The organism is Glaciihabitans sp. GrIS 2.15, from assembly GCF_035984695.1.
In the GTDB taxonomy this organism is placed as follows: domain Bacteria; phylum Actinomycetota; class Actinomycetes; order Actinomycetales; family Microbacteriaceae; genus Lacisediminihabitans.
The window spans coordinates 1-2,208 of record NZ_JAXCHU010000031.1 but is presented as its reverse complement, the minus strand read 5'-3'; the positions used below and the strand labels follow the sequence as shown (position 1 = coordinate 2,208).

Here is a 2,208-nt window from a genome sequence, read left to right as displayed (position 1 = left end):
GGTAAGGGCCGGATCCTGACCGAGTTAGTGGAGCTGACCGGGTGGCATCGTGACTACGCCCGCACGGCGTTGCGGGCGGCGTTGACATTGAAAATATTGAAGCTGGTGAAGTCTTGGGCGGTGCTGCGGGCGCCGGAGGGAAAGCGTCTTGCGGTAATGCTGAGCGTGTTGGTGCCGTTGCTGCGCCGCGACGACGAGCTCGACAACTCAGACCATCATCGATCGTTCTGAAGTGGTGTCTAATCACCCGAATTGAGAAGGTTGCACCCTCAGCCACACCGCCCAGTTGCGTGTCACTCACGAACGTCTTGCGGGGCCTGCGTGGTGTGAGCTATTGCTCAGACGGGTCCCAGCGGGATCCGCTCTCCCGCCGGAAGCTGCACTCGAATCTCGTCGCCATCTCGCACAACACCCCCGACGATGACAACCGTCATCACACCCCTCCTTTCGTTCGACAGACCCATCCTCCGCGCGACCCAAGACTTGGCTGAGCAATCCAGGTTCGAATCCGTTGATCTGCTGGCATGGATTTCGAAGACCAGCGACTTGGACCACGGCGTCGTCTCCGAGGTGCAGCAACGTACATCCGGGAAGAGCGAGGAGGTCAACGCCCCGAGTCGTGACGTTCTCGCCTAATTGACCCGCCTCGACCGCGTAGCCGCCTCATCGAAAAGCTACGCATGGATCAGATGCACCTGCCGCAGGTTGGGCTGAGATGGATCGCGCGCAACCCGCGAAAGGTGTTGAACGGTGGTGCCGGCATGGGCATCGCCCTCGATGCCCCATCCTGCGATCAAGACAATCTCGTCGACGGACTGTTTGCTGAACCGGTGGTCCGGGTCGCGGCTGACTGCGACAACAACGGCTCGGCTCTCGTCTGTTGGGTGCACGAAACAATTGTTGCCCATCACTGCGCTACAAGCACGATACTTTCACTCGGTGACCCGATTCGCGCTCGGTTAAGCTCCCAATATCGGTCCGCTGGCGGAAGGTGCTCGGTGACCTTACGCCAGCAGAACTTTTCGAGGCACTGCTAGCTTCAGAAAATCAGCTCGTGTTGCGACGTTGACTAGAACCCGCCAGAGCAAAACCGGCCTAGATTTCAACAAGCGTCGACACTCGATAGCATCGACAGATGACCGCAATTCTCGATACTCGATCATCGCTCGTCCGTGTTGTCATTTCCCTGGAAGACTCGATCGAGTCGACCAAATTTGTTGCCGTCATGGATGCAGTAAACGAGCTGGTTCAGCTTTCAAGCGATCACCATGCGAACTTGAAGTCATTCAATCGCAGATCCTCTGGCGCGATCAAGTTTCTGCGGGTGCACTATGGAAGTGATGCGGACGTTCTGGTGAGTCTCATAAACGCCACTCCGGGTGTTATCGCAGCCACAGGTGCCCTTGCCTCTGCAATCGCTACCTCCTTTGCGCTACGGCGAAAACTTATCGCCGAAGCCAAGCACCTCGATGCGCAGCGCGAGCAGATGATGGCTAGAGTCCCGGCGTCGACCGAGGCGCAACTTGAAGTACAGGCGGTCCACACGGAAGAAGCGTGGTCCAGCGCAGTGGCAGAAGTCGAGAAGGGGATTCGGGACTCCGGCGCGGGTCAGGGACATTTGGTTCATATGGATCGAACATCGTTCAAGAGACTGGTAGTTCTCGCTGATTACGACGTGGAAGTGGTCGTGGAAGGGAACAGCTAGAGTCTCGTCTCAAGTGCGACGTGCACTTCCTTATTTAGAGTGCCCATGTGTATCGAGGAAACAGGTCCAGCGAATTCCGCAACGAGCGCGGCAGAGGCTCGAGCTTGGCTGCCTACAAACCTGGTGCCGACGGGCTGCCTTTCTACCAACGAGGAAGTCTCGACGAAGACGAAAAAGGTGAGGTGCCGATGGGGTCTGCTGCACTGATAGGTGACATTTCCTAGTCAAGCAGCCAGTGCGGCTGGCGTGTTCATGATGGCCTCGAACTCGACCAGCGCAATTGATGATGGGGGCATCGAACTCAGCAAACTCTGACGCCCGCAAGACGGACGATCACCGGACAGTATTTCCCGCCATCGCGAGAGCGTGCTTGAGACCACTTTTCGACCGGTGCGGCCGCCCGTAAGCGGAACCTCGACCGGGCACTTTCTCGGCCTGAATCTTGTCTTTCCACCAGGAAGAACGCGGCATAAAATCCGGGACGCTTTACTCCCAGACCGCCC

General features: G+C 57.8%; 1 protein-coding gene and 2 pseudogenes. 2 read left to right on the top strand and 1 reads right to left on the bottom strand.

The features are described from left to right. Positions 1–231 (top strand): annotated as a pseudogene (locus tag RCH11_RS18050) (integrase); the annotation flags it as partial. A gap of 107 nt (positions 232–338) precedes the next feature. On the opposite strand, the pseudogene RCH11_RS18045 reads toward RCH11_RS18050, so the two are convergent. Further along, positions 339–908 (bottom strand): annotated as a pseudogene (locus RCH11_RS18045) (MOSC domain-containing protein). 227 nt (positions 909–1,135) lie between these two features. On the opposite strand from RCH11_RS18045, the gene RCH11_RS18040 reads away from it, so the two are divergent. After that, positions 1,136–1,705, top strand: coding sequence for a hypothetical protein (locus RCH11_RS18040; protein ID WP_327058410.1), 570 nt, complete (start codon positions 1,136–1,138; stop codon positions 1,703–1,705). Positions 1,706–2,208: the final 503 nt, after the last annotated feature.

Coding starts and splice junctions, on each gene's coding strand:
- RCH11_RS18040 (WP_327058410.1), top strand. CDS start 1,136: ATGACCGCAATTCTCGATACTCGATCATCGCTCGTCCGTGTTGTCATT.